Raw genomic sequence first — 21487 nt, 5'->3', positions numbered from 1 at the left:
GTTACAACGTTTGCAGCAGGCTCGCTAACTGGCGGTTAATCACCTGCTGGTTAAAATCGGTTTCCACTTTTTGTCGGGCGTTCTGGAGCACGGGCTCCAGTGCCTGCTGGTCAATATCGCTGAAGGCTGCTAATCGGTCCGCAAGGGCCATCGCGTTATTCTCCGGCACCAGCCAGCCGGAATGGTCAGACTTAATCAGCTCCGGGATCCCGCTGTGCAGGGTTGATACCACCGGAATACCTACGGCCATCGCCTCCATCAGCGCCACCGGAATGCCTTCCATATCGCCATCTGCGCCCGTTACGGAAGGCAGCAGAAAGACATCAGCCTCGTCGAGCATGGCCTTGACCTCGTGGCTCGGCTTGAAGCCCGGCATTTCTACGACATCCTCCAGCTGATACTGTTCGATAAGCGTGCGCAGACGACGCTCCCACGGCCCAATGCCGAGAATGCGATAGTGGAAATCCACCCCGCGCGCTTTCAGCTGGCGGCAGGCTTCAATGGCCACATGCAGGCCTTTCTTCTCGGTCAGGCGAGCAACGGAGATGATCTGCAGCGGTTTTCCCGGCACCTTGACAGGACGGCGAGTGAAGCGCGTTAAGTCCACGCCCATACGCGAAACGGCAATTTTCTCTCCCGGGCAGCCCATGTTTTTCAGGCGTCCGGCCCACAGGTCGCTGATAGGCAGCATCATGTCGCCGCGCCTGAACAGCTGCTGATACTCCGGCGTGTAGTGGTTCAGCACTTCGCGGCTGGAGATATCGATACCGTGGAAGATGGTCGCAATTTTGCCGTCAATTACGCCCAGTTCGCGCAGCTTCGCGGCGGTGACGCCCGCCGGGCCAAAGTGGGCGATAAACACGTCGGCACGATACGGCTGCGCGGTTTGCCCGCAGATGGCCGAGAGGATCAGATTGCGGGATTCGGAACCATAGCGGGAAACATTCAGAGCCCGCCACGTCGACGCGCGGTGGATCCCGCGCAAGGTCTGGCTGGCCCGGTGCCGCAGCTTACTCAGTCTCCCGGAAGGCTCATCCTGCAGCCAGCGGGTTTTCGCCTCCAGCCCATACTGGGCATACGCCGCATGGGTATTTTTGGTATCGCCCTTTTGCAGGGCGATAATCTCCACGTCATATCCCATATCGATAAACGCGGTGATTTGGTTCAGGACAAACGTTTCAGACGACAGCGGAAATTTCAGTAAGAAGAAACCAACCTTCATTTCCCCTCCCGTACGCGGTCAAGTACCGATTTCACCATCCCAATGCCCTTCTCGCGCTCGGCTTTCACCGCCACCGCCAGGCGTTCATTGATCGCAGGCAGCTGGCCGAGCGTGTCGCCCACCATCGCACCGAGCGAACCATCGAGCAGATGACGGATATCCACGGCCATTTCCGGCATACCGAGCTGCTGCATGATGCCTGCTGATTTGTGTTCGTAGTTGATGGCAATGGCCGGCGTGCCAAAGTTCATGGAGATAATGGCGGAGTGCAGGCGCGTGCCGACGGTCAGGTCGCAGGCGGAGAGCAGCTTGCCCATCTCCAGATCGTTCAGTTCGTCCATCACCACGTGATAGCGGGACGGATCGTTCACCAGATTGCGCAGGTTCAGCGCCACCATACGGTCGTCTTTGTTGTAGCTGTCGATGCCGGTGCAGGTGGAGAGCGCCAGCACCTGGTACCCGCTGTCCAGCACGCGGTTCACCACGTCGGCGAAGGCTTTCTCATACGCCGCCTGGGTCGTACCTAAACGCTTATCGAAGGGCGCCAGCTCGCGCAGGGTAATCGCGACGGTTTTCTGTTTCGCCGCCACGTCGAGCCAGTGCTGCACCGCGTAGCTCGGCTGGAAGCTGTCGTCCTGGTGATCCACCAGCCACGCGGTGTCCACGCCGTGCTCAACTTTTGAGGTGTCAATTTCGCTGCGCTTCATCATGTCGAGGCTGACCGACTCGCGCAGGATCAGCGCGTCGCAGTGGCCGAACACGTAGTTTGCGAGCTGGTTAAACTGCGGATCCTGGAATGGCCCGACGCTGTGGCCAATCATAAACAGCGGCTTTTTCGCCATAAAGGTGCAGAGCGCATGCTCAAACTGCGGCACGCCGTAGAGATCGACGAAGAACGAACCGCCGACCTGGATAATGGCGTCGTAGCCGGACAGCAGACGGACAAAATCGGTAAAGCCCTGCGCGATAGCAATATTGCGCAGCTTGCCGGTATCGGTCACGCGGGAAAGCAGCACCTGGTGCTGGTAGCGACGACGCAGCACTTTCTTCACCCGCCCCATCACGCCCGCGGCGTTGTTATGCTGTTTCATCTGGCTGTAGAGCGGGTCGCCCATCACCGGGCGGTTCAGTAACCAGGATGAGCTGACCGGATAACGGCTCATCACGTCCACTTCGGTCTCAGGCTTAAGGGTGTTAATTGCATCCAGTAAACCGCGCAGGATGGCGCTGTCGCCACGGTTGCCGCAGGTATGGTTGCCAAGAATTAATAATTTCATAATGGCCTCTTAAATAACTAGCCTGCGCGAAGCAGCGTTTTCATTTTTTCGTTACGGCAAAACTGGCGCTTCATCTCCACCACCAGCGCATTGCGTGACAGCACAATCATCACGCCAAATGCCAGCGCGCCCGCGGCAACCTGTACCGCCAGCAGCGCGGCCAGCGGCAGGTGACCGCTGAGGATGATGCCCAGGCCGTAGCTCACCGCCAGGGTCGGCAACGAGAGATAGAACGGCAGCCACAGGCTCAGGATGTACTGACGGTAGCTGGAGCCCAGCACCGGCTTGATCATGATGAAGTAGCTCAGAACGGTATTGATTATCTGCACCAGCAGGAAGCCCAGCGTGACGCCGATGGCGCCCGCCATATGCCCGCCGACGATAATCGCCGGAATAAACAGGAAAGTTTTGAACACGTTGAACTTAAAGCTAATGTCGACGCGCGCTTTTGCCATCAGCAGGGAACCAATCGGATTCCCCACGGAGCGCAGCAGCCCCACCACGCACAGCAGCTGCAGGATCGGGATGATACCGTTCCACTTCTCGCCAAACACCAGCGGCACGAAGTTGCTGGAAACCACCATCAGCCCCAGCAGCACCGGGAAGTTGATGATCCCCACCACGGAAAGCAGCTTGTAGAAGTTAACGCGCAGCTTCTCGGTGTCGTCCTGAATCTTGGCGAACGCCGGGAACAGGACGCGGGTGATGATAGGGTTTAGCTTCATCGGCGGCACCACCGCGACGTTGTAGGCCAGGTTGTAGCCCCCCGCCACGCTCGCGCCAAGAATGCGCGCCAGCACCAGCGTCGACAGGTTGGTATTCACATAGTTGATGATGCTGTCCGCCGTCAGCCACGCGCCAAAGCGCAGGTTGGACGAGACGGACGCGAGAGAGAAATGCAGCCCGGGACGGTAAATCTTGCGGCCAAAGTAGCCGAACAGCAGCGTACGCACGGCAGAGTTAACCAGGTATCCGAGAATAGCGGTCATCGCCAGCGGCCAGAAATGGGCGCTCACCACGGTGAAGGTAAAGCCCGCCAGCACCGCGCTGGTCTCGATCATGCCGATCTTGTTGAACTCCAGCTCTTTCTGCATCAGCGCGCGGAACTGCTGCCCGTGCGGGATCACCACGAAAGCAAACGACAGCGTGCGCATCAGCGGAGCCAGATCCGGGTTATGCAGCACGCTGGCGATGGTGTCGCTCAGCAGGAACACCAGCACGAACACGAAAATCCCCAGCCCCACGTTCAGCCAGTAGAGCGTGGTCAGCTCAAGATGGCTGATCTCTTTGCGCTGGATAATCGAGTTGGCGATACCAAAATCAGACAGCGTATCGGCCAGCGCGATAATCACCAGCGAGACGGTCAGCAGACCGAACTGGTGATTATCAATAATGCGCGCCAGCACGGTCATCTGCACCAGACCGAGGCCAATGATGACGATGGTCGCCATCGCTGACCACTTCGCCCCGCTGATGGTTTTTTCACGTAAGCTCATCTTAGTACGCCGCTTTGTTCACGAAACCTTTGAAGATGGTCAGAAAAACAATCTTGATATCGAACCAGATACTCCATTCACGGATGTACTCCAGATCGAATTCGATACGTTTTTCCATTTTTTCCAGCGTGTCGGTTTCGCCGCGCCAGCCGTTGATCTGCGCCCAGCCGGTAATGCCCGGCTTCACCTTATGGCGCAGCATGTAGCCTTCAATCAGCGAGCGGTACTGCTCGTTGTGCGCCACCGCGTGCGGACGCGGGCCAACAATCGACATGCCGCCGGTGAAGACGTTGATAAACTGCGGGAGTTCATCCAGCGAGGTGCGGCGCAGGAAGTTCCCCACGCGGGTGACGCGCGGATCGTTCTGCGTTGCCTGGGTCACCACCTTGTCGTTTTCCATCACCTTCATGGAGCGGAATTTCCACACCATAATCGGCTTACCGTCCATACCGTAGCGGGTCTGGCGGAAGATAACCGGGCCGGGAGAGCTCAGCTTCACCGCGAGGGCAATGCAGCACAGCACCGGGGAGATGAGCAGTAAAATCAGCGAAGAGAGCACAATATCTTCCGCGCGCTTCAGCACGCGGTTAATGCCCGACAGCGGGGTGTCGTACAGCGGTACCACCGGCACGCCGTTCACTTCTTCAATGCGTGAATGGAGGATGTTAAAGGTAAAGACGTCCGGGATCAGGATCACCGAACAGGTGGTGTCCGCCAGCTCGCGCATCAGTTGCTTAATGCGGGATTCGTCTCTCATCTGCATGGCGATGTAGACGTTGTGAATTTTACCGGCTTTCGCGTCTTCAATAAGCTGTTCGTAATTGCCCGCCCAGTCCGACGGCACGCCGCCCGGCTTCGCGTCGTGGTAAATCCCGACTACTTCAAACCCTAACCACGGCTCTTTGCGGAAGCTGTCGAGCAGAACCTTACCAACCGGCAGATCGCCCGCTACCGCAACGAAGCGACGGTTATAACCGCGGTTACGCAGCCAGCCCGCACCGAAACGGATCAGGGAACGGCACACCACCATGCCGACGCTGGTGATCAAATACCAGCAGAGATAGGTGACGAGGCGATTATCAAAATCATGGCTGAAGGCCACCAGGCCTGCGCTGAAGATCAGGCTCAGGGTCCAGTTCTGCAGCAACAGCATCAGTTCGGTGGTCATTTTCACGCCGCGCCACGAGCGGTAGAAATCGGTCATCCCGCCGATCATCTGAAACACGACCAGCGCAATGAGTGCCATCAGCAGATGCATATATAAGAACGGCAGCCCGCCGATCCGACACACCGCCCACAATCCACCGACCATGATGGTGATATCAGAAAAACGCTGCACCATAGAGATTAACGATGCATTCGTTCTCGCTCGTTCGCGTTTTTTTAGATTCGTCATCGTTGTTCCTGTATTCGGTTCCCCCTCCCGCCGGGAGGGGCAATTGTTACTGATTCAACAGCGCCAGAATGTCCTTCGTTCGGGCTTCCATCAGCGCCGTGTCAGCACGGGACTCCACGTTCAGGCGCACCACCGGCTCGGTGTTGGACGAGCGCAGGTTAAAGCGCCACTGCGGGAACGCCATGCTGATCCCGTCCGTACGGTCAATTTCCAGCGCGTGAATCGCAAAGTGCTGCTCCACGCGGGCAATGGCCTCGGCCGGCTGCGCCAGCTTGCTGTTGATCTCCCCGCTCGCCGGGAACGCCGCCATGCGGTCGCGCACCAGTTCGCCCAGCGTCTGCCCCTTCAGGCACAGCAGCTCGGTCACCAGCAGCCACGGGATCATCCCGCTGTCGCAGTAGGCAAAATCACGGAAGTAGTGGTGGGCACTCATCTCGCCGCCGTAGATGGCGTCTTCTTCGCGCATACGCTCTTTGATGAAGGCGTGGCCGGTTTTGGACATCACCGGCGTGCCGCCCGCCGCGGAGACCACGTCGACGGTGTTCCAGGAAAGGCGCGGGTCATGAATGATTTTCGCGCCCGGGTTTTTCTCAAGGAACGCTTCCGCCAGCAGGCCGACAATGTAGTAGCCCTCGATGAACTGCCCTTTCTCGTCGAACAGGAAGCAGCGGTCGAAGTCACCGTCAAAGGCGATGCCCATGTCCGCACCGTGCTCAATCACCGCGTTGCGGGTGTCGTCGCGGCACTCCGGCAGCAGCGGGTTAGGAATACCGTTCGGGAAGTTGCCGTCCGGGGTGTTGTGCACCTTGACGAAGGTCACCGGCACGTTCAGCGCCTTAAAGCGCGCTTCCAGCGCATCGACAACCGGGCCGGCCGCGCCGTTACCGGAGTTGATGACCAGCTTCAGCGGCTTGAGGTTCGCCACGTTGATGTAGCCCAGCAGGTGGTCGATGTACTCTTTCTGCAGGTTGATTTTTTTGTAGCTGCCGCGCTTCGCGTTGTTCACCGGCGGGAAGTCGTTGGCTTCCGCCAGGCGCTGCACGTCGCGCAGGCCGGTGTCGCCGCTGATCGGACGCGCGCCCTTGCGCACCAGCTTCATCCCGTTGTAGTCCATCGGGTTGTGGCTGGCGGTCACTTCGATACCGCCGTCTACGCCCAGGTGGAAGGTGGCAAAGTAAATCTCCTCGGTCCCGGAAAGGCCGATATCCAGCACGTCCACGCCCGCGTCCTGCAGCCCTTTCGCCAGGGCCAGCTTGAGGGATTCACTGGTCAGACGCACGTCGCCGCCCAGCACGATGGTCTGCGGTTTTAAATATTCGCCGTACGCGCGGCCAATGCACCACGCGATGTCTTCATTCAGCTCTTCGCCCAGCTTGCCGCGAATATCGTAGGCTTTAAAACAGGTTAATTTTTCCATGATGACCCCTTTTTCAGGCAACAGTCGGCCCTGACCACGTAATGGCCAAATTGATTTTTTTGTCATTCGCAGGCCCGGTAAGCGCAGCGCCACCGGGCATAATGCAGAGTGCTACACCCGCCCGTAGCGGTCCTGGAAGCGCACGATATCGTCCTCTTCCAGATACGACCCGGAGCGCACCTCAATTAAGTCGAGAGGAATTTTCCCCGGGTTCTCCAGACAGTGCGTCGCCCCCAGCGGAATATAAATGGACTCGTTTTCACCCAGCAGTTTGACTTCACCGTCGATAGTGACTTTAGCGGTACCCGCAACCACCACCCAGTGCTCGGCGCGGTGATGGTGCATCTGCACCGACAGCCCCTCGCCCGGCTTCACGGTGATGCGTTTCACCTGATAGCGGTCACCGGAGTCAATGGAGTCATATTTCCCCCACGGACGGTAGACTTCACGGTGAATATGGTGCTCGTGACGGCCATCGGCCTTGATCTGCTCCACCACTTTTTTAACGTCCTGCACGGCGTTACGGTCGGCAATCAGCACGGCGTCCTTGGTCTGGACAACCACCAGATCCTTCACCCCGACCGTGGTCACCAGGCCGGATTCGGCGTAGACGTAGCTGTTTTCCGTTTTGTGGCTAATAACATCGCCGTGGTGGACGTTACCCTCCGGGGTATGGGCGCTGATCTCCCACAGGGAGGACCAGGAGCCGACATCGCTCCAGCCCGCATCCATCGGTACCACGACGGCATCCGCCGTACGTTCCATCACCGCATAGTCAATGGACTCTTCCGGGCAGGCGAGGAACGCCTCTTCATCCACGCGGATGAAGTCGAGATCCGGGTCCACCACCGCCATCGCTTTCTCGCAGGCGTCCAGAATATCCGGGCGGTATTTGCGCAGCTCTTCCAGATAGCGTCCGGCGCGGAACAGGAACATCCCGCTGTTCCAGTAATACTCACCGCTGGCGACATACGCCTGCGCGGTTTCCAGATTCGGTTTTTCAACAAACTGCGCCACGTCAAACGCCACGCTGTCGCCTTCACCCGGCGTCACGCTGCCGCGACGAATATAGCCATAGCCGGTTTCCGGCAGATCCGGCACGATGCCGAAGGTCACCAGCTTGCCGCTCTCGGCGTAAGGGATCGCCGCACGCACCGCGTCGCGGAACGCGTCTTCCTGCTGGATAACGTGGTCTGCCGCCAGGACCAGCATCAGCGGGTCACAGTCCGGGCTGCTGCGTTTTGCCGCCAGCGCCGCCAGGGCGATCGCGGGCGCGGTGTTGCGTCCGGCAGGCTCCAGGATGATATTTTCGGTGAGCTTATTCAGCTGGCGCAGCTGCTCGGCAACAATAAAGCGGTGCTGTTCGTTACAAATCACCACCGGGCTTTCACACTCCACGCCGTGCAGACGGTTTACCGTCGTCTGCAGCATGGTGAGATCCCCTTTCAGGCAGAGGAACTGTTTTGGATAGAGCACGCGGGACAGCGGCCACAACCGGCTACCAGAGCCACCAGCCATCACAACCGGATACAAAGTGGTTTGACTCATGATTTATCCCCGTATATCTGCAATAAATTGGCTCAGCACGTTCTCTTTCTCGAGCGTGCGTTCGGCATATTCACGTGCCACCGTGTTCACTTTTGGCATGGCAAGTGCCTTCTCAATTCCGGTTACCAGCGCCGGGACCGATTCCGGCTCCACGCACACGGCAATACCCGGATAGCTGTCGCACAGCTGGCCTAATTCTGTTTCGGCTTCTGCCGTGATCACCGCGTTACCGCCCACTGCCAGAATGTTGGTCAGCTTGGACGGCAGCACCGCGTCCGCGGCGCCGCGTTTTTGGACCACCAGATGGCAGTCGCCCATCTTCAGCAGCGCAGGCAATGCCTCGTAAGACTGAAGCGGGAAAAATTTCACGTTGGTCAGGCCGCGTTCCCCGGCCATTTTTTCCAGCCGCGCCTTTCCACCGCCCTGCCCGACAATCACAAACGTCCACGGATGTTCACTCAGCAGCTGGGCCGCTTCAATCACGCTCTCCAGCCCCTGTTTTTCGCCGATGTTGCCTGAGTAAAGAATGATTTTTTGATCTTCAGGCAAACCGAGCTGCGCGCGCAGGGCCTGAGCGTCCTGCTCAGTCACATCGCGAAAACGCGCCACTTCGGACCAGTTCGGGAAGAAGATCACCTTCTCTGCCGGAACGCCCTTCTCCTGCGCCTTGTTCATCATCGAGCGCGAGATAGTCGAGACGTAATCCACGTTATGCAGGCCGCTGCGCTCAAACGCGCTGGCGAGCTTCGCCACCTTGCCGCCTTTGCTTTTGCCTGCCATCCCCAGGCCCAGCATGGCGTCAACTTCGTAATCCTGAATGTGCAGCAGGGTGCGCGCGCCGGAGAGTTTGCCCAGCAGGCGCATGCCCGGCGTGCAAAACAGCGTTGGCACCACGCCGATGATGCGATCCGGCTTCCAGCGACGCTGCGCCATCAGCGGGAAGAAACTGCTCAGGGCAAAGCTGCCCAGATGAAGTAACCGCTTCAGCGTCGAGGGCTGCTTAGGCACATACAGCGGGCAACGCCAGACGGTCGCTGCGCCCTCTTCGCGACGGTAGCGCCAGCTTGAGTAGCGCTCCCCGACTTTCCACTCCGGGTAGTACGGCGGCGCGGTAATGACCCGCACGTCATGTCCCTGGCTCGCCATCCACTCGACCATCTCGCCGGTGTATTTCCCGATGCCGGTTAATTCCGGCGAGTAGTTGATTCCGTATACGAGGATCTTCATATGCCCGGCACCTCGGCCTGACGTTCAGCCAGGAAATAGGCACGACTGTTGTCATGCACATTGTCGCTGGCAAGCAGCGCCTCTGGCGTCTGCCAGCGGTAGTCGTCATGCTGAGAATCAGGCAGACGCAGGTCTGCCTCACTCACCTTCAGGCGGAACCCCAGCACGATGTAGTGCGTGGTGAACCCGGTGCCTGAAAAGTTATCGTCATAGAAGTGCTGCCAGACCCCGTAAAACTGGCCCGCTGCCATCGGCAGCTGCAGGCCCAGTTCCGCCAGAGTGAGACGCTCAAACGCATCGCTGAGCCGCTCATCCTTCTGCACGCGCCCGCCGGGCACGAACCAGAAGCCCTGTGCAGGACGGTTGGTTCGTTTCCCCAGCAAGAACTCGCCGCGTTCGTTCTCCACGATCAAATCAATTGAGATGAGCGGAGTGGAACGCACTACCGTGGCAAAATCTTCCTGACTTAAAAACATCGTTACCCCCGGAAGCGGTGCTGGTTTTCCAGGAACCACTGGTAGGTACTGGCCAGCCCCTGCTCCAGTGACACCTCGTGATACCAGCCCAGCTGATGCAGACGGGTCACGTCCAGCAGCTTGCGCGGCGTGCCGTCCGGTTTCGTCGCGTCAAACACCACGCGGCCTTTGTAGCCCACTACCTGCGCGATGGTTTGCGCCAGCTCGCGAATGGTGCAGTCCACGCCGGTACCGACGTTGATGTGCGACAGCATCGGCTCGGTGTTCTCCTGCCACACCTCGCGATCCAGCTCCATCACGTGAATGCTGGCGGCAGCCATGTCGTCCACGTGCAGGAATTCACGCATCGGCGTACCGCTGCCCCACACCACCACGTCCGGCGCGTTCTCGGCGGTCGCCTCGTGGAAGCGGCGCAGCAGCGCCGGGATCACGTGCGAGTTGCTCGGGTGGAAGTTGTCGTGCGGTCCGTACAGGTTGGTCGGCATCACCGAGCGATAGTCGCGGTTGTACTGACGGTTGTAGGACTCGCACAGCTTGATCCCGGCAATCTTGGCAATCGCGTACGGCTCGTTGGTCGCTTCAAGCGTGCCCTGCAGCAGTTCGCTCTCGGCGATCGGCTGTTTCGCCATTTTCGGGTAAATACAGGACGATCCGAGGAACAGCAGCTTATTCACGTTGTGCAGATGCGCCGCGTGAATGATGTTGCTCTCGATCATCATGTTTTCGTAGATGAAATCCGCCGGGTAGGTGTTGTTAGCGACAATGCCGCCCACCTTCGCCGCCGCCAGATACACCTGGTCAATGCGTTCGTTAGCAAAGAAGTCCTGTACCGCACGGCTGTCGAGCAGGTTCAGCTCGTCACGCGTGCGGACAACCACTTCCACGTCACCGCGCTGCTCCAGCTGGCGAACAATCGCGGAACCCACCATTCCGCGATGACCGGCGACAAAAATACGTTGTTTTGTCATTCTCAGGACTCCAGCGCGATGGCAACCTCGTAGCCATGAGACTTGAGCAGGGAGTGTTTTTTCGCTGCTTCAAGATCTTTGGCTACCATCTCGGAAACCATTTCCTGCAGAGTGATTTCTGGTTTCCAGCCCAGCTTCTCGTGCGCTTTGGTTGGGTCGCCCAGCAGGGTTTCCACTTCAGCAGGACGGAAGTAGCGCGGGTCAACCTGGACAATCACGTCACCTGGCTTCACGCCCGGTGCGTCATGGCCGGTCACGGAAACCACGATACCTTTCTCTTCCACGCCGGTACCTTCGAAGCGCAGCTTGATGCCCAGCTGTGCCGCGGCCATTTCTACGAACTGACGAACGGAGTACTGCACGCCGGTCGCGATGACGAAGTCTTCTGGCTGTTCCTGCTGCAGCATCATCCACTGCATTTTCACGTAGTCTTTGGCATGGCCCCAGTCACGCAGGGAATCCATGTTGCCGAGGTGCAGGCAAGACTCCAGACCCTGCGCGATGTTGGCGATAGCGCGGGTGATTTTGCGGGTCACGAAGGTTTCGCCGCGACGCGGAGATTCGTGGTTGAACAGGATGCCGTTACAGGCGTACATGCCGTAGGATTCACGGTAGTTCACGGTGATCCAGTAGGCGTACAGTTTTGCTACCGCATACGGAGAGCGCGGGTAGAACGGCGTGGTCTCTTTCTGTGGGATTTCCTGCACCAGGCCGTACAGCTCGGAGGTGGATGCCTGGTAGAAGCGAGTTTTCTTCTCAAGGCCGAGGAAGCGGATTGCTTCCAGCAGACGCAGCGTACCCATGGCATCAACGTCAGCGGTGTATTCCGGGGATTCGAAGGAGACCGCTACGTGGCTCATCGCGCCCAGGTTGTAGACTTCATCCGGCTGTACTTCCTGCAGGATACGGGTCAGGTTGGAGGTATCGGTCAGGTCGCCGTAGTGCAGATGGAATTTCGGGTTCGCCGCGTGAGGATCCTGATAAATATGATCCACACGTTCGGTGTTGAATGAAGACGCACGACGTTTAATACCGTGTACTTCATACCCTTTTTCCAGCAGGAACTCTGCCAGGTAAGAACCATCCTGCCCGGTAACGCCGGTGATGAGAGCGACTTTAGACATGTTTTATTCCTCTACTTATGAATTTAATCAGAGCCGTTAAGTAGGCTATCTTTTTTGTCATTTTGAACGTGGGCTGTGCTCGAAATCCTCACGTACCTAAGTACGTTCCGGTTTCTCCGCGCAGTCCGCGTTCAAACTGCCTGCAACGATTACGCCTACTTAACAAGGCTCTTCGTTTCAACGCGTTCGCGTATCACCACTGCGGGGTTGCCACGGCAAATTTTATTTGCCGGTAGCGATTTAAAAACGCTGCTGCGGGCACCGACTACCGTGCCATCGCCAACAGAAACACCCGGTGCAACAAAAACATCCGTTGCCAGCCAGCATTTTTCGCCAATCACAACAGGCGAAGCGGTAATATCAAAATGCTGACTCATAAAATCGTGGCTGCCGGTGCACAAATAACATTTCTGTGAAACCACCGAATTTGCGCCAATCGTAATTTCGCCCAGGGTATATAACACCGCGTCATCCCCAACCCATGCGTAATCTCCCAGCGTTAATTTCCACGGATAGGTAATTTTCACAGAAGGTCGGATGACTACGTTTTTTCCGATTTTTGCGCCAAACAGGCGCAATAAAAAAGCTCGCCAGCGGTACATTATTTGCGGCGACCAGGCAAACAATGTTGCCTGAACGGCCCACCACAGCTGTACCTTAATACCGTTCCCGCCCCGAAAACCTTTCGGCACGGAGAAACCTTTTAAATCCTGCATTGCGTTTCCTTATATTCAGGCTTTGTTATATAAGGTTTTCGTTTTGCCTGTGGTACGCAGGCGTAATAAATAAGACAATTCCGCCCAGAACCCCGGCACGCGTAATATTTTACGCTGCACGTTTTTGGCATCCTGGCACAATTCCAGATTATTAGACGTTGACACGCCGCCCATTGAGAATTCAGACACCAGCCCTTTAATTCGACGGAACGGGTAACCTGATTTATACAGGCTGGCTGCCAGCGCATAATCGGAAGACACTTTATACTGCAAATCGTAAGGCTGTTTTTTCAGACCTTTTACCGGGAAGAAAATGGCCTGATGGCTGGCCGGCAGGCTGTGATAGATATACCAGCCTGGCTTCGCGCTGCGGCACACTTTATGCCCGTCGCCAAAATCGAGCAGCGCGTCGCCAATATACATGGCGTCCTCTTTCTGGCGAGCCAGCTGACGGGCAAACAGCGCCACGTCTTCATGGAAAATATCGCCCGAGTTCAGGAAGATGGCATAACGGCCTTGCGCCATGTTGATGCCTTTATTCATCGCATCGTAGATGCCTTTATCTTTCTCGCTGATGTAGCGTAAGTTGAACTCACCGTTGAGTTTTTCCAGAAACTCCGCCGTGCCATCGTTCGAGCCGCCGTCGACCACAATCCACTCAAAGGTGAGGCTTGGATCGCGCGCCAGGTTGCGCAGCGAGCGCCAGGTTTTTACCACCCCTTCGTAATTACGAAAAGCGACAGTAATGACGCTAAGAAACATAAATCACCTCATTTCGTCATACGTTCGTAATATTAAGCGCCTTGCGCAGAATAAACGGACAGACAATCAAGAAAGCATATTCCGGGCTAAATATTGACCCGGTAAAAAAGAGCGACACCGGAGTAAACAGATAAAGCTGAACGCGAAAGTTCTGGTTATCACCAAACGCGTTAATCATCATTTTGAAAACTTTAAACAGATACCACAGGGTCAACAGTACGGCGAACCACGAAAAATAAATAATTAACAGATACAGACCATTGTCTATGGTTTTACCGACATCCGCACCGTTAAAGATTCCGAATGATGCAACATATTCGTAAAGTGAGCCGAATCTTACTACCCCATCAATATGGGTTAAGGAATAACCCACCATCACCAGTGGCCCAATGATGCGATAATAGGATGAAGACCCTTCCGTTCCCAAATCTCCCAGACGTTCTGAGATGTACGGGAAGGCAAATATCACGCCTACCATAAATACCGTCAGGGAGATAATCGCCAGCGGCAGTTTTTTCTTAATCGCATCTTTGTTCAGGTACTGGAACACCCACTCCAGCAGGTAAAACAGGATAAATGTCATTACCCCTGAGAACGATCCAGACAGAACAATTCCTGCAAGAATCATAGCATCGGTCTTAGGCGTTTTGATACCAAACTGTTTGATGCTGAGCCAAATTGAGATTAACGCCAGAGCGAAAAACGCCGGTTCAAAATAGAGGGCTGTAGTACGCTTCCCGCCAAACTTGATGAAGTTCAATACATAGCTGTTACTGTAAATGAGATATTTCGAAATTATCTCCATCAGGCTGCTGCCGCCGGTGAGAATAATTTGCGCCATCTCCAGTGCGGCAAGCATAACAATTAACGCAACGGCAATATAAAAGAACCTAAGGATTTTCCGATAATTGTGCGGAGAAATAGTTTTAAACCGAATACTCCAGACCATACCGATAATAATGACAATATAAACAAACAGCATGGTCGACGTGACGTATTTACTCGCATCCAGCGACTGGCCAAAGATGTAGTTAAACAGCGTCAGGCCCGTGCCCAGCCCTAGGGCAATCATCAGCTTCTTGAGGTTGATTTTATCGACATACAGCAGAAGCAGAACGGGCAGGAAGGTTACGATGGTTATCGGGAAGCTTTCGCCGAGCTGGGCAATTTTGACGTTGACCAGCAGGTAGATCAGCGGCAGCAGCAGATAACTACAGATTCTGATAGAACGAGACATATTCCTCCAGCATCTGTTGTCCACTGTAGGCCTTGCGGCTGCGGTTGCGGAACGATTCCAGGTCAGTGCCAAAAACGGTCTCAGCAATCTGCGCCTTCGGCAGCTGTACCAGCGGCAGGACCTCCTGCTCCGTGAAGGTTTTCCCGCCGGACTTTTCCAGCACTTCGCGCGCCGCATCGCTGTGGGTGGCAATCACCGGCACGCCGATAGAGAGCGCCTCGCAGAGGATCAGCGGGTAGTTATCCACGCGGGAGCTGAACACCAGCGCGTCCATTTCATTCAGCGCGCTCATCAGCTTGCGCTTGTCGGTTTCAAACCCGTGGTTCACCACGTTGGCCCCTTCGAACGGCGAAAACTTGCCGAAGGTGTGAAGTTCTATCTTGTCACCCAGCGCCATCATGTCGCGCACCAGCTGCTGGTTGGTTTTACCGTCGTAACGCAGGTCATGCGCAACGATAGCGATTTTCGGTTTGCCCGCGGTTTCCGCCACCGGGGTTAGCTCGGCAAGAATGGCTTCCGTCGCCACGTCGATGCCGTTGTTGATAATCTGACAGCGCCCTGCCCCGTACAGGCTGTTGAAGGCATCGGCCACGTGCTGGCTCGGAGAGATAAACGTACAGCCGAGCGAGAGCATGTCGCGGAACAGCTGACGCTTTCCGGCCACCAGCTGATGCGCGCGATCCACCTTCACCGGCGGGTAGTTGCTTAACGTCGGGCACTTCTGGCAGTTATCTTTCCAGCCTTCACAGCCGTCGGTAAACGCGCAGCGTCCGGTCACGCTCCAGTGATCGTGCAGCGTCCAGACAAAGCGGGTGTCGGGCTTGTGGGCCTGCACCTTCTGGCAAAACGCCACCACCTCTTCCAGATTCAGCCAGTAGCTGTGCAGAACGTGAAAATGCAGCACAACCGGGCCCGCGGTGCGGGTAACCGTGCGGTAAAGATTGTTCAGGTTGCCAAACAGATCGCGGTTAAACAGACGGAAAAGCGCAATGTTGGCCATCGAGGTCAGACGCGGCGTGTGCTTGTGCACCTGCGGGAAATTATCGTGGCTGACGCTTTTCTTGCCGCCTTTGCCGTAGCCGTAAATAAACCGAGACTGAAGTCCTTTTTGCAGCGCGCGCTGGTGCAGATCCAGGGCCACGCCTGCCGCTCCGCCTTCTGCGAGGCGTACGTTAAATTGCAGAATGTTCATTTAATCACCTTCACGCGGGCTTTTTCCCCCACCACCAGCGCGTTATCCGGAATGCTGTCCAGCACCACGCTGCCAGCACCTATCGTGACGTTATTACCAATCGTAATGTCACCGACGATCACCACGTTCGCGCCCAGCTCGACGTTATTGCCGATGACCGGGCAGGCCAGGCTGTCAGGCCCGCGGTTGCCAATGGTGACCGCATGACGAATAGTGAAATCATCGCCGGCGACCACAAACTTATTGATCACCACCGCATAGCCGTGATGGATGGTAAAGCGGCGGCCAATGGTGGCAGCGGCCTGAATTTCATAGCCAAAAAAGCATTCGGTGATGATGCGGTACAGCACCAGCACGGGCGCCGCCCAGATATTGTTCAGCACGTTTTTCTTACGCCACACCGAGCAAAAATGCGCGATGCGGTACGCCAGAACCATGCAGCACGGACGCAGGCTCCAGCTGTTAGCGCGGCAATCTTCCAGAAACATTATTTCCCCCGAAGTCCATCAGCCAGGCGCTTGCCGTTACGCACGGAAAGCAGCGTCAGCAGCGTGCGCCAGTTCATGCGCTTATTGCGGATCTGATAGAGGGTAAAGAGCTGATATTTACGGCTGGCACGGTCAAACTTGTCCTTGTGCTTGCGGTAAAAATGGAAGTAGCCGGAGAACTTCTTCGGCGAGGAGGTGATTTGCATCTCCCCGTGGTTGATGTGCAGGATCTGGGTGGCCTCTTCCACTTTCCACGGCTCGCCGTATTCCACCACCATGCGCAGGAAGATATCGTAATCCTGCGCGGCCTTGAGTTCGGTATCGAACAGGCACTCTTTGAAGCGCCACGCCCAGGTGAAGACCTGGTTACCAATAATGTTGCGCTTGTAGAACAGGCGGCGAGAATACGGCGATTTCGGGTACAGCGGCAGACTCGCGGGCTGCGAGTAAACCTCGCCCTGACAGACATAGTCGTTGGCATACAGGAAAGCGTGCGTGACCAGCTGTTCTTTATGCGACAGGAAGATAGACAGGCGGTTCGGCGTCCATTCGTCATCGTCGTCGATCCCGGTCAGATACTGCCCTTTGGCCTGCATAATCGCCTGATTACGCACCGCGCACGCGCCGGAGTTAATGGCGTTATGCGTATAGACCACCCGCGGGTCGTTGAGGTCAGTCACAAACTTTTGCAGCTGTTCATACGAGGAAGAGCAGTCATCAACGATGATCAGCTCCCAGTTATCGTAATCCTGTCGCAGGACGGATTTGATTGCGCGGATCGCCAGCTGCTGACGATTCCATGTCGGCATATAGATTGAAACTAAAGGGCGTTGTGTGGTCATCTTTTCCCCTCACCCCGGCCCTCTCCCCAAAGGGGAGAGGGTGAAAGGCAGCCAGTGGTTATCATTACGTTCGTCCCCCACATCCAGCACCGAACAGTCCCCTCTCCCCTTTGGGGAGAGGGTTAGGGTGAGGGGTGTGGGGTATGTTTTGTTATTTACTGTCAGACTTATATTCGTACTCGTAATAGCCGTAATCCTGGTACCCGGTCGCGCGGCGGAAGATGGAGTTCAGGATCACCCCTTTCACCTCAATCCCGTTCTGCTCGAAGCGGCTCAGGCTGGTTTCCACCTCTTTCAGGGTGTTGACCGCGTAACGCGCCACCATCAGCGTGGTGCCAGCGTGGCGGCCAACAACCGCTGCGTCGGTCACGGCCAGAATTGGCGGCGTATCGATCAGCACCAGGTCGTAATTTTTGCTCGCCCACTCCACCAGCTCGGTAAAGCGCTCGCTCATCAGCAGCTCGGACGGGTTAGGCGGCACCTGACCGCGTGGGATCAGGTCAAATTTCGGCACCGTTGTGGGTTTCGCGCTCTGGCTGATTTCACCTTTGCCGAGCAGGATTTCCGACAGACCGTTCACGTTGTTGGTGCCCAGCAGCTCGTGGGTGTAGCCCTTACGCATATCGCAGTCGATCAGCAGCACGCGCTTGTTGGTCTGGCTGACCACCGCCGCCAGGTTGGCGCAGACGAAGGTTTTACCGATTGACGGGCTGACGCCGGTTAACATCAGGACGTTGTTTTTGGCCTGCATCATGGCGAAGTGCAGACTGGTACGCAGGCTACGGATCGCTTCGATGGCGAGGTCGGTCGGGTTACCCACCGCCAGAAGCTGGCTCTGTTTGTAACGCTTGACGCCCTTGATGGTTTTGACGCTGTCACGGGATTTTTGCCACTCGGACAGCGGAATGCTGGCATAGACGTTGATACCGCTCTCTTCCAGCACCTGCGGGCTTTCGATACCGCGGTTGAACAGGGAACGCAGCAGCACGCCCACGATGGAGAGCATCAGGCCGAGAATAATGCTGCCGAGAATAATCAGCGCTTTCTTCGGTTTCAGCACGCCAGGCTGGGTAATGGCCGGGTCGACGATGCGCACGTCACCGACGGTACTGGCTTCGGTGATTTTCAGCTCCTGCTGCTTGTTCAGCAGCTGCATGTAAACCTGCTGTCCTGACTCCACGTCGCGGGTCAGACGCACGATCTCCTGCTGCGTTTTCGGCATCGCGGTCACGCGGTCATTGAGCTTCGCCTTCTCCTCTTCCAGGGTACGGCGTTTCTCCAGCAGCGTGCGGTAGGCCGGGTGACGTTTGGTATAAAGCTTGGAAATCTCCGCCTCTTTGAAGGTCAGCTCGTTGAGCTGCGCATCAATGTTGACCATCGAATCGAGGACCGATTTCGCCTCCAGCGGCAGGTCAACGGAGTCTTTATCCTGACGATAGGCGTTCAGCTTGTTCTCGGCATCATCCAGATGAGCGCGCACTTCCGGGAGCTGTTTCGCGAGGAAGGCCAGGCTTTTCGCCGCTTCCGCCGACTTACGCTCAACGTTCTGCTCAAGATAGTTGCGTGTAATGCTGTTCAGGATGTCTCGGATTTGATCCTTATCTTCACCGGTAAAGGTCATGCTCAGCACGCCGGTGTCCTTACCGTTTTCGGTGACGGTCAGGTTGTTTTGCAGATTGTTGATCATCCCCAGGGTGGAGAATTTGGTGACGGTGAATTCGCCGCCCTCCTGAGCGTTGATGGCGCTAACCATCATGCTGACGCCGTCTTTGGTCAGCATCTGCCCCACTTCACCGCGGGCGCTAAAGCCTGCGTCACTGGTTAGCTGATACTGTTTCGGGCCAAGCACCGTCAGGGTAAACGTCTGATCGGCCGCCCCTTTCGGCAGCACGAAGTCAGTGACTTTCACCGTGTCGTTGTTGCGCCCCATCAGCCGATCCCAGCCGGCACCAAAGATTGGGAAGGTATTTTTGGTGACGGAGATATCGAGCCCGAGGTCGTGAACCGTTTTACCCAGCACCAGGCGTGACTGGATGAGCTGAATTTCGGCGTCGGATGCCGGCGGCTTGTTCGCCAGCGCGGAACCAATGTCCTGCACCAGCGAGTTGCCGGTGTTCTGCTCGATCTGCACCAGCGCATCGGCGCTGTAGATAGGGGTGGCGAATAGCGTATAGACGACGGCCGCCGCGGCGAACACGGCGGTAATGCCCAGCACCCACCACTTTGCCTCTACAACAGTGCCGACCAGGCGCCCAATATCAATTTCATCACTGCCCGAAGTCGGGGCGGCAGAAGGTCTTGTTTTTTCTGTCATTGTTATCCCTGCTGAACTTTCAGTGCCTGCGCCCACTGTTGGGCAGACTGGTCAAGTAAGGTGTAAACCGCCTCAAAGGCCTCATGGCTTTTGCGATACGGATCGGGGATTTCACGTTCATTGTCCCAGTGACCAAACAGCATCACCTTGCCGCGCATCTCCGGAGCGATATCGCACAGCGCATGAATATGGCGTTTTTCCATCGTCAGGATCAGGTCATACTCCCGGCACATGCGGCCAGTGACCTGGCGGGCCACGTGGCCGTCGAGAGAGAGGTGATGATCCCGCGCCACGCTCGTTGCGCGTTCATCGGCACCTTTACCGACCAGTGCACCCAGCCCTGCCGAATCAACGGTCAGTTCGGGCTGGTAGTGTTTCAACAACCGTTCAGCCGTAGGGGAACGGCAAATGTTCCCCACGCATACCACCAGAATTTTGTTAAACATCGCGGATTACCAGGTATGAATGTCGCGCGCCGTATCCGTCATGTAGCGAACGCCACTGATGGTTGGCAGCAACTGGTTGATCAGACGGTTCCAGCGGGCAACCGGCGCGGTAGTGACATACACCACATCGTATGGCTGGAGACGGAACTCCGTTGCCATCACCAGAGAGGTCGCATCGGACATATCCAGCTGGTAGATGTTGGCAATCTTGCCTTTCGCACTGCCCTCACCTTTCAGCGGACGGATAACGAAGATACCGGTCGCGTTAGAGGTCGTCAGATCGATACCCTCAGCATTGCCCAGCGCTTCGGTCAGCGTCATACCGCTGAAGTCCATTTTGAGGGTGCTCTGTTTCTTCACTTCACCCATCACGAAGACTTTCAGATCGTCATTGCGCGGCACGTAGAGGATGTCGCCCGGATAGAGCAGGCGGTTCTGGGTCAGATCGCCGTTTTGCATCAGCGCCTGCAGCGAAATACGCTGCTCCTTCCCGTTGTGGGTGAGCACCACGTTGCGCCAGTCGGCACCGTCGGTTAACCCGCCCGCGGCGTTGATGGCATCCAGGACGGTCAGAGGAACGTTGGTGATGGCCTGCTGGCCGGATTTGTTCACCTGGCCGGAGATATAGGCTTTTTGCGAGCGGAATGCGGCGATATTAACGTCCACCTGCGGATCGGCGATGTACTGCGCTAAGCGGCCGGTAATATCACTACGGATCTCGGCAAGCGTTTTCCCTGCAACATGGACTTTACCAATGTAGGGATAGAACATAGTGCCATCTGACTGCACCCAGTTACCGGTGTCGCTTGAGCTACGGTACTGGCCCGCTGGCGTGGTCAGTTCAGGGTGGTCCCAGACGGTCACGTTGATCACGTCACCCGGCCCCACGCGGTACTGGTAGGACGCAATTTCCTGGTCCAGCGACATATTCGGCTGGGCAACATTCGGACGTGGACGTAATTGTTCGACCAGACGAGGCGTAAGTGGATAAACATTCACCATTTTGTCGAGATCAAAATCGGCATCCTGTTGCTTGATCACATCCTTACCCATTGTTGACATATTGCTGCCGGGAAAGACCGTGCAACCACTCATCAAGGTCACAGACACCAATAATGGCATCAATTTCATTTTGGATTTCATCATTGATTATTTATCACTTTGGCAGAGTAATTATCCTGTGCAATTTAAATAAGCTCGAGTCGTATTGGGTTTCAGCATGCAGTTAATCAAATAGAAATATAACTGGCATCAGTCCTAAAAAAAGCTTATTCATCCATTGGCTATTGACAGAATAATCGAGGCTGATTCACACGCTTTCAGGCACGCTACCGCCCTT

Annotated in this window: 19 protein-coding genes; all 19 read right to left on the bottom strand. The window is 56.4% G+C overall.

Going from position 1 to position 21487, the window contains the following annotated elements:
* Position 1 precedes the first annotated feature (1 nt).
* Positions 2–1222: a colanic acid biosynthesis glycosyltransferase WcaL gene (gene wcaL, locus USF70_RS19500; protein ID WP_064672799.1), complete on the bottom strand. Its 1221-nt coding sequence runs from the start codon at positions 1220–1222 to the stop codon at positions 2–4.
* Positions 1219–2499, bottom strand: a complete 1281-nt coding sequence (gene wcaK, locus USF70_RS19495; protein WP_032658813.1) for a colanic acid biosynthesis pyruvyl transferase WcaK — start codon at positions 2497–2499, stop codon at positions 1219–1221. The genes wcaL and wcaK overlap by 4 nt, the downstream gene beginning before the upstream one ends.
* A gap of 17 nt (positions 2500–2516) precedes the next feature.
* The gene (gene wzxC, locus USF70_RS19490; protein WP_039262643.1) at positions 2517–3995 is read right to left on the bottom strand and encodes a colanic acid undecaprenyl disphosphate flippase WzxC; all 1479 of its coding nucleotides are present in this window, start codon (positions 3993–3995) and stop codon (positions 2517–2519) included.
* A gap of 1 nt (position 3996) precedes the next feature.
* On the bottom strand, positions 3997–5391 hold the full coding sequence (gene wcaJ / locus USF70_RS19485; protein WP_033145973.1) for an undecaprenyl-phosphate glucose phosphotransferase: 1395 nt from the start codon (positions 5389–5391) through the stop codon (positions 3997–3999).
* A 46-nt stretch (positions 5392–5437) separates the two neighbouring features.
* Positions 5438–6808 carry a colanic acid biosynthesis phosphomannomutase CpsG gene (cpsG, locus tag USF70_RS19480; protein ID WP_320735930.1) on the bottom strand — a complete coding sequence of 457 codons (1371 nt, stop codon included), beginning with the start codon at positions 6806–6808 and terminating at the stop codon, positions 5438–5440.
* Between the two features lie 111 nt (positions 6809–6919).
* Positions 6920–8356 carry a mannose-1-phosphate guanyltransferase gene (cpsB, locus tag USF70_RS19475; RefSeq protein WP_033145975.1) on the bottom strand — a complete coding sequence of 479 codons (1437 nt, stop codon included), beginning with the start codon at positions 8354–8356 and terminating at the stop codon, positions 6920–6922.
* Between the two features lie 3 nt (positions 8357–8359).
* Positions 8360–9583, bottom strand: coding sequence for a colanic acid biosynthesis fucosyltransferase WcaI (gene wcaI, locus USF70_RS19470; protein WP_048980170.1), 1224 nt, complete (start codon positions 9581–9583; stop codon positions 8360–8362).
* The gene (locus tag USF70_RS19465) at positions 9580–10059 is read right to left on the bottom strand and encodes a GDP-mannose mannosyl hydrolase (RefSeq protein WP_039263102.1); all 480 of its coding nucleotides are present in this window, start codon (positions 10057–10059) and stop codon (positions 9580–9582) included. Before USF70_RS19465 ends, wcaI begins: the two co-directional genes overlap by 4 nt.
* 2 nt (positions 10060–10061) lie before the next feature.
* A complete protein-coding gene (gene fcl, locus USF70_RS19460) occupies positions 10062–11027 on the bottom strand; it encodes a GDP-L-fucose synthase (protein WP_013097874.1) in 966 nt (321 codons plus the stop codon).
* Between the two features lie 2 nt (positions 11028–11029).
* Positions 11030–12151 carry a GDP-mannose 4,6-dehydratase gene (gene gmd / locus USF70_RS19455; protein ID WP_014884502.1) on the bottom strand — a complete coding sequence of 374 codons (1122 nt, stop codon included), beginning with the start codon at positions 12149–12151 and terminating at the stop codon, positions 11030–11032.
* Positions 12152–12306: 155 nt separating this feature from the next.
* The gene (gene wcaF, locus USF70_RS19450; RefSeq protein WP_033145979.1) at positions 12307–12867 is read right to left on the bottom strand and encodes a colanic acid biosynthesis acetyltransferase WcaF; all 561 of its coding nucleotides are present in this window, start codon (positions 12865–12867) and stop codon (positions 12307–12309) included.
* A gap of 15 nt (positions 12868–12882) precedes the next feature.
* A complete protein-coding gene (gene wcaE / locus USF70_RS19445; RefSeq protein ID WP_033145980.1) occupies positions 12883–13629 on the bottom strand; it encodes a colanic acid biosynthesis glycosyltransferase WcaE in 747 nt (248 codons plus the stop codon).
* Positions 13630–13645: 16 nt separating this feature from the next.
* Positions 13646–14866 (bottom strand): colanic acid polymerase WcaD, encoded by a 1221-nt coding sequence (wcaD, locus tag USF70_RS19440; protein WP_320735929.1) that lies wholly within the window; start codon positions 14864–14866, stop codon positions 13646–13648.
* Complete coding sequence (gene wcaC, locus USF70_RS19435) at positions 14841–16058, bottom strand: colanic acid biosynthesis glycosyltransferase WcaC (protein ID WP_320735928.1); 1218 nt, start codon at positions 16056–16058, stop codon at positions 14841–14843. Before wcaC ends, wcaD begins: the two co-directional genes overlap by 26 nt.
* The gene (wcaB, locus tag USF70_RS19430) at positions 16055–16546 is read right to left on the bottom strand and encodes a colanic acid biosynthesis acetyltransferase WcaB (protein WP_032642828.1); all 492 of its coding nucleotides are present in this window, start codon (positions 16544–16546) and stop codon (positions 16055–16057) included. The genes wcaC and wcaB overlap by 4 nt, the downstream gene beginning before the upstream one ends.
* Positions 16546–17388, bottom strand: a complete 843-nt coding sequence (gene wcaA, locus USF70_RS19425; protein WP_023312403.1) for a colanic acid biosynthesis glycosyltransferase WcaA — start codon at positions 17386–17388, stop codon at positions 16546–16548. Before wcaA ends, wcaB begins: the two co-directional genes overlap by 1 nt.
* 151 nt (positions 17389–17539) lie before the next feature.
* Positions 17540–19702, bottom strand: a complete 2163-nt coding sequence (wzc, locus tag USF70_RS19420; RefSeq protein ID WP_048976159.1) for a tyrosine-protein kinase Wzc — start codon at positions 19700–19702, stop codon at positions 17540–17542.
* 2 nt (positions 19703–19704) lie between these two features.
* Positions 19705–20148, bottom strand: coding sequence for a low molecular weight protein-tyrosine-phosphatase Wzb (gene wzb, locus USF70_RS19415; protein ID WP_023312405.1), 444 nt, complete (start codon positions 20146–20148; stop codon positions 19705–19707).
* Between the two features lie 6 nt (positions 20149–20154).
* Positions 20155–21294, bottom strand: a complete 1140-nt coding sequence (locus USF70_RS19410; RefSeq protein ID WP_014170829.1) for a polysaccharide export protein — start codon at positions 21292–21294, stop codon at positions 20155–20157.
* Positions 21295–21487 lie beyond the last annotated feature (193 nt).

Origin of the sequence: Enterobacter sp. 237C8 (genome assembly GCF_034106865.1) — a bacterium.
Taxonomy (GTDB): Bacteria; Pseudomonadota; Gammaproteobacteria; order Enterobacterales; family Enterobacteriaceae; genus Enterobacter; species Enterobacter asburiae_B.
This window is presented reverse-complemented; position numbering and strand designations above follow the sequence as displayed.